Below are 5,348 nucleotides of genomic sequence, written 5' to 3'. Positions count from 1 at the left end.
AGGCTCCGAAAGCCTTGCTCACGATCCCGCGAAATCGTTGCTCACGATCGTCTGAAATCTCTGCTCACGATCCCCTGAAATCCGCGCTCACGATCCCGCGAAACGCGCAGCTGGTGCTCGTCGACGATACGTTCGCACTCAAGGGCGGCACGGCGATCAACCTGTTCGTGCGCGACATGCCGCGGCTCTCGGTCGATCTCGATCTGGTGTTTCCCGACCACACACTGCCGCGCGAGCAGGCTCTGCGGCGCATCAACGAGGCCATCCGTCAGTCGGCCGCGCGCCTGCAGAAGCAGGGCTTTCTGACCCATGCGCCGGCCGCGACGGAATCCGGCGAGACAAAGCTGATGGTGCGGCGAGGGGGCATTGAGGTCAAGATCGAGGTCAACTTCGTCATGCGCGGCACCGTCCATCCGGTGCACATGGCGTCGCTGACAGAGGCCGCGCGCGACACGCTGCAGGCGGATCTCGAAATCCCGGTGGTGTCGTTCGAAGACGTATATGGCGGCAAACTGGTTGCGGCGATGGACCGGCAGCATCCCCGCGATCTGTTCGATGTCACGCAGCTTTTTGTGCACGAGGGAATCACGGCGGGCATTCGCCGCGCTTTCGTCGTCTATCTCGCGAGCCATAACCGGCCGGTGCACGAGGTTCTGTTTCCATCGCTGCGGGATCTCCGCCAGGAGTTCGAACACAATTTCGCGGGCATGACCACCGAGCCCGTTGAACTCGACGCGCTCTTGGCAGCGCGCGAGCGAATGATGCGCGAACTGCAGCAAGGTCTGAACGCCGACGAGCGCCGCTTCCTGCTGTCGCTGGTTGCCGCAGAGCCCGAATGGTCGCTACTGGGCGTGCCGCACTTGGAGCAGCTTCCCGGCCTGCGATGGAAGCTCCAAAATTTGGAACGGCTTCGGAAGGCCAATGCCCGAAAATTCGCCGAGCAATCGAATGCGCTGGCCCGGCTATTTGGATGAGCGTAGGTGGGCCGTCGCCACGCGCCGCAGGTGATGCGGTGTGACTGCCGACGAGGCCCTTCCGGCCTCCCCATCAGCTATCCATGAAGGGATAGGCGGCACGATGAGGCAGCGCTTGTCGACTTTACGCGCGCGTTCAAAATCGTTTCTCACCGCCTACGGGTGAAGGCCCCGCCTCGCGGCGGGGCCACCTGCGCGGCGTCTCAGTCGCGACTCGGGCGAGACCAGATGAGCGAGTGGCCTTCCTCGCCGTCGACCTCGACCAGCGTCGCGTAGATCGGAGCCGGGAAGCTCGGGTCGTCCAGCTTGACCGAGTGGTACTCGCGGCCCGTATCCTGGGACTTCTTCTTCCACATGGCGCCGAACTCGATGTTCGCGCCCGCGAAGATGCGGTAGTCCGGGGCCTTGTCTGAAGTGCGTTCGGCCGGAACGATCTTGGTCTTGACGGTGCCTAGAGCGAGGGTCTTGACGGTGCCGACGAAGCCGTTGCCGTTGACGGTGAAGTTGCCGATGGTAGCCATGTTCGTGTCCTCTTTCGTTCTCGGGCCGCGACCATCGCGACCTCGATGGCTGTCGTTGACCGGAGGCGATCGGACCGCACCCGAAGGGCCGCCACGCAGTAGAGGGCGGCCAGGGGGAGGCTTTCTTGTCTCGCGAGGAATGGACGCGCAGCAACCAGGGGAAGAAAGCCGAGAACGGCCGTTGCGGTCTTTTGATCGAGGCGGAGCGCAGCGACGACGGCCTTCGGTTAGACATGCCAAATCGAGGACGCATTGGGCGCGACAGGCCGAACGATGAGGATACGGCTGAGCGACAGGCAAGCCACACCGCACGACGACGGGCGCATCGGTGAAAGGCACTCGCGCGCGTCGCGTAAGCTTTCCGCCAGTCCAGCGGACGCAATAACAACCCCGGACTGTCGTATCGTGATGACACCAGCCTTCTGCGGCTTCGGAAAGACGCTCGCCCAGAAACAGACGGGCATCTCGGAAGCCAGAAGAACCCGCCCGGCGCATCTCGGCTATGCCGTCGGGATGGGAAGCGCCGCCTCTCCAGTCGCCGGCACAGGCATGACGCCGCACAAAAGAGCGGCCCCCGCCGTGAGATGAGGCCTTCGTCATTGTCTAGAAAGGTGAACGATGAGCGCAAGCGGCCGAGACACGGATCGTTGCGCCTCATGCCGCTTGGTCGATCTCGGCCGGCTCGGGCTGAAGACCGTGCAGGTAAGTCACCGCGCGTTGCGCGTGGGCGGCCGCGCTGAAGATAAAACGCCTGTCGTTGGCCAGCACCTCCAACCACGATGCAAGGTAACTCGCATGATCGGCACGCGGCTCGAGTTCGGGCACGATACCAAGGTCCGCGCTGAGGAAGCACGCGCCAAGTTCCGCAACCAGCTCTTCACGGGCGCGCTCGCTGCGATCCTTTGCGTAGCGGCTGAGATCGCGATTGACGCGATGCGCTGGCGCAGTCCAATGCACGCATTCATGCGCGAGCGTGGCGGCATAGCTCTCGGCGTCACGAAAACTTTCGAACAGCGGCATCTGGATGATGTCGAGCGATGGTGCGAAGAAAGCCTTGTCACCGCCATGCCGGATGGTCGCGCCGGTGTTGGCGAAGAAGGCGTCCACATGCGCGATGCGCTGCGCCGGCGCGATGGTCGGCGCCGGGCGCCCGTAATAGTGATCCGGCAGGTCGTCGATCTGATCGACGCAAAACACGGTATAGGCGCGCAGGAACGGAACGGTCCGTTCGACGTCGTCGCCATGCTCGTCGGTCTCGGTCTTGGTGATCTTGTTGGCGTAGACCACCATCGTTCCGCTCTCGCCCTTGCGGATATGGCCGCCGAGCTCGAGTGATTGCTTGAACGTCATCCAGATCGATGACGTGAAGCCGCGCGCGACCGCTTCCGACCACAGCAGCACGACGTTAATGCCCTGGTAGGGCATGCCGTTGTGACGCAGCGGGCGCGTGATGCGCCCAGCCGCGTTGGCCGCATTCCACGGCTTGACCCACGGACGCACACCGCGCTCAAGGTCTGCGACGATGCGATCGGTGATGCGCGCATAGATGTCGGCGCGGGGTTTGGTTTCCTTACCAGTCATAATCCTAACCTCCGTTGGAGGCCGCGCCCGTCGCGGCCCGTCACGGCGGTCCGCTGCGAAGGCCTGCGGGGTCGCGCATCCGGTGACGCTGATGGTCGGGGTGAGGGGAGAGACGCCGGACCGGAACGCAGTGGAGGACGGCAAAGCCGTTGCGCTGCCGCGCCGGCCGGAGCATCGACTGAAAGCCGGTACGGGCCGCGACGTGCGCTCGATCCCGGGTCATTTCTCTTTGCTCGTTTGCGCCGTCGCGATGTGCGACATGAAAAAGGCCGGCCCGCAGGGACCGGCCGATATCCGATCGTGAAAGAGAATGGCGGGGCCGAAGCCCCGCCGGCGGCGTCACCCGAACGCCGCCATCTGAACCTCGGCCGCCTTGCGGCTGACGGTTTCGGCCGGCTGGTCGGGCTGGCGCTCGAACGGCTTCCAGCTCTCGCCGACGACGTGCTCGTAGGCTGCGGCGGCGCCTTCGGCCGCCATGCGCAGTGCGTGTGCCTGAACGGCGACCTCGGCGGCGAATTCGCGCTTGCGCTGGGCCGCGGATTCGAACCCGACAGGTCCGTCGAGGTCCTCGTCGCGCGTGTCGTTGGCGAGCTTTGCCGTCGCCTCGCGCGCTTCGGTGACGGCGCGGCTGTAGAACTGCCCGGCGCCGTGGGCTGAGCCGACATAGGAGCCGACGATTCGCTGCAGGTGGATCTGCATGGCGCGTTCGTTGAGGCCTTCGCCGAGCGCGTCGGCGGTCTCGCTGATGAGCCGCTGATGCAGGTCGCAGATGGCGTCACCGTCGAGGACGGGGAGGCCGAAGCTCTCGGCGATGCGGGTGGCCTGGGCTGCGTCCGGGCAAACGAGCCGGACCATTTCGATGGTGGTGCCGCGGCGAAGCGGGATGACGCGGGCGTTGGTGCGGGGTGCGCGAGCGGTCTTGGTCATGGTGAAGTCCTTTTCTGGGTTTCGCCGTCGGGTTCGGTCCGGCCCCTGCCGGCTCTCCCTTCGCGTGCCGTCGCCCAGCGCCGCCGGGATGAGGCCGCTTCAAGGCCCGGGGACCGCCAGGCGAGCGAGGTTCGGTTGCGGACAAGCGGGGCCACGCTACTGGGCCCTGCGCCGAACGCGGCCGGGCCTTGTCGAGATCGGCGGTCTCCGCTCGCTTGCGACTTGGCCTTGAAGCGGACCGCCGGGGGCGCAGACCGCAGCAAACCCGAGGGGAGAGGCGACAGGGCGGGGGCCGGGTTGGCGATGCCGGAAAGATTCACCCTGGCAGACCGCCGCCGCCGCGCCATGCTCGAGACGTTCGCCGAAACGAGCCGCGAATTCAGGCACGGTCCCGCTATGCCGCCGCGCCATGGCGCTTCACCGGGCGACACTCGGCCGGGCTGCGACAGTCGTCCGTACGATGGGTGCGCTCCGAGTCGTCACGAGCGGGTCGAGACATCGGCGCGTGTCGAGCCCGCAGCGCCTCGATCGCGGCATCCTGCCGGGCGAGCTTGCGCGAGAGGGCATCGATCTCCGGCTGGCGCTCTGCGGTGATCGCCGCAAGGTTCGAATGGTAGCGTTCGAGGAAAGCCCTCGGGTCAGGCGGCTTCTCGTGACGGAATCCGAACCGCTTGCGGCCAAGCTGCGGGATCAGCGTCGTCATGCGGCGGATGATCTGCCGGTCGATCATGTCGAGCTGGCGTTGCGTCTGGCGCTGAGCCTCCTCCATGCGCGAAAGCTGGTCGAGGCGTTCGGAGGAGGCCTTCATGGCGATCTTCTCCCTTGCCAGGCGACGAAGCTCGACGGTCCGGAATAGACCTGGTGGTGGGTGTCATCGAAAGCGGCCCATTCGATACTCGTCGGACGGGACCAGAAAGCGCCGCTCCTCGGTGCCTGCACCGCGTCTGCCACCGGGCGTGGCGACAACTTCGACAAAGCCGGGCTGCTGGTCCGAGGCGGTCGCCGCCACGACGATCCAGTCGCCAGCATGCTCCTGCTCGAAGGCGCGCCGATCCTTCTCCCGGGATTCGCCAGGCTGGAGCATAGTCCCAAAGATCGCCTCCCACGCATCGGGCCAACTATCCCTAATCGTGCGCTCCGCACAGCGCCGCTCGTAACTCGTGAACAGATTCGGGAAGGTGATCGCCACGATCGACCAGCCCTCGTCCTCCTTATATGATGATTGGTCAAGCCATCCCCCGCGGGTCACTTCAAATTCCTCCGGGTGTGGTCAGTCAAATTCCTCCACCCGCGAGGCAGGACAAGGGACTGTTAGTTTGAGTTTGTTTCCCGGGCAAGAGCTTCA

Annotated in this window: 6 protein-coding genes and 1 pseudogene; 2 read left to right on the top strand and 5 right to left on the bottom strand. The window is 65.3% G+C overall.

From position 1 onward, the window contains the following. Window positions 1-113: 113 nt before the first annotated feature. Window positions 114-974, top strand: coding sequence for a nucleotidyl transferase AbiEii/AbiGii toxin family protein (locus QJT78_RS48100; RefSeq protein WP_281460751.1), 861 nt, complete (start codon window positions 114-116; stop codon window positions 972-974). A 203-nt stretch (window positions 975-1,177) separates the two neighbouring features. On the opposite strand, the gene QJT78_RS48095 is transcribed toward QJT78_RS48100, so the two are convergent. Next, complete coding sequence (locus QJT78_RS48095) at window positions 1,178-1,495, bottom strand: DUF736 domain-containing protein (protein WP_060913221.1); 318 nt, start codon at window positions 1,493-1,495, stop codon at window positions 1,178-1,180. Between the two features lie 654 nt (window positions 1,496-2,149). After that, window positions 2,150-3,076: a zincin-like metallopeptidase domain-containing protein gene (locus tag QJT78_RS48090; protein ID WP_085398416.1), complete on the bottom strand. Its 927-nt coding sequence runs from the start codon at window positions 3,074-3,076 to the stop codon at window positions 2,150-2,152. An 82-nt stretch (window positions 3,077-3,158) separates the two neighbouring features. Between QJT78_RS48090 and QJT78_RS48085 the strand changes: the two genes are divergently transcribed. After that, window positions 3,159-3,380: a hypothetical protein gene (locus QJT78_RS48085; RefSeq protein ID WP_144030572.1), complete on the top strand. Its 222-nt coding sequence runs from the start codon at window positions 3,159-3,161 to the stop codon at window positions 3,378-3,380. 35 nt (window positions 3,381-3,415) lie between these two features. On the opposite strand, the gene QJT78_RS48080 is transcribed toward QJT78_RS48085, so the two are convergent. From QJT78_RS48080 to QJT78_RS48070, 3 genes and pseudogenes are all read right to left on the bottom strand, one after another. Then, window positions 3,416-4,003 (bottom strand): hypothetical protein, encoded by a 588-nt coding sequence (locus tag QJT78_RS48080; protein ID WP_028152775.1) that lies wholly within the window; start codon window positions 4,001-4,003, stop codon window positions 3,416-3,418. A gap of 394 nt (window positions 4,004-4,397) precedes the next feature. Beyond that, the gene (locus QJT78_RS48075) at window positions 4,398-4,811 is read right to left on the bottom strand and encodes a hypothetical protein (protein ID WP_166354128.1); all 414 of its coding nucleotides are present in this window, start codon (window positions 4,809-4,811) and stop codon (window positions 4,398-4,400) included. Further along, window positions 4,808-5,219 (bottom strand): annotated as a pseudogene (locus QJT78_RS48070) (hypothetical protein); the annotation flags it as partial. The pseudogene QJT78_RS48070 and the gene QJT78_RS48075, both read right to left, overlap by 4 nt. Window positions 5,220-5,348 lie beyond the last annotated feature (129 nt).

The organism is Bradyrhizobium sp. Mp27, from assembly GCF_029953005.1.
Classification (GTDB): Bacteria; Pseudomonadota; Alphaproteobacteria; order Rhizobiales; family Xanthobacteraceae; genus Bradyrhizobium; species Bradyrhizobium barranii.
The sequence above is the reverse complement of the archived record's forward strand: the minus strand, read 5'-3'. Positions and strand labels throughout refer to the sequence as shown.

Excerpts from the sequence above, each read along its gene's own strand:
- QJT78_RS48095 (WP_060913221.1), bottom strand. The coding sequence starts at position 1,495 with ATGGCTACCATCGGCAACTTCACCGTCAACGGCAACGGCTTCGTCGGC.
- QJT78_RS48090 (WP_085398416.1), bottom strand. The coding sequence starts at position 3,076 with ATGACTGGTAAGGAAACCAAACCCCGCGCCGACATCTATGCGCGCATC.
- QJT78_RS48080 (WP_028152775.1), bottom strand. The coding sequence starts at position 4,003 with ATGACCAAGACCGCTCGCGCACCCCGCACCAACGCCCGCGTCATCCCG.
- QJT78_RS48075 (WP_166354128.1), bottom strand. The coding sequence starts at position 4,811 with ATGAAGGCCTCCTCCGAACGCCTCGACCAGCTTTCGCGCATGGAGGAG.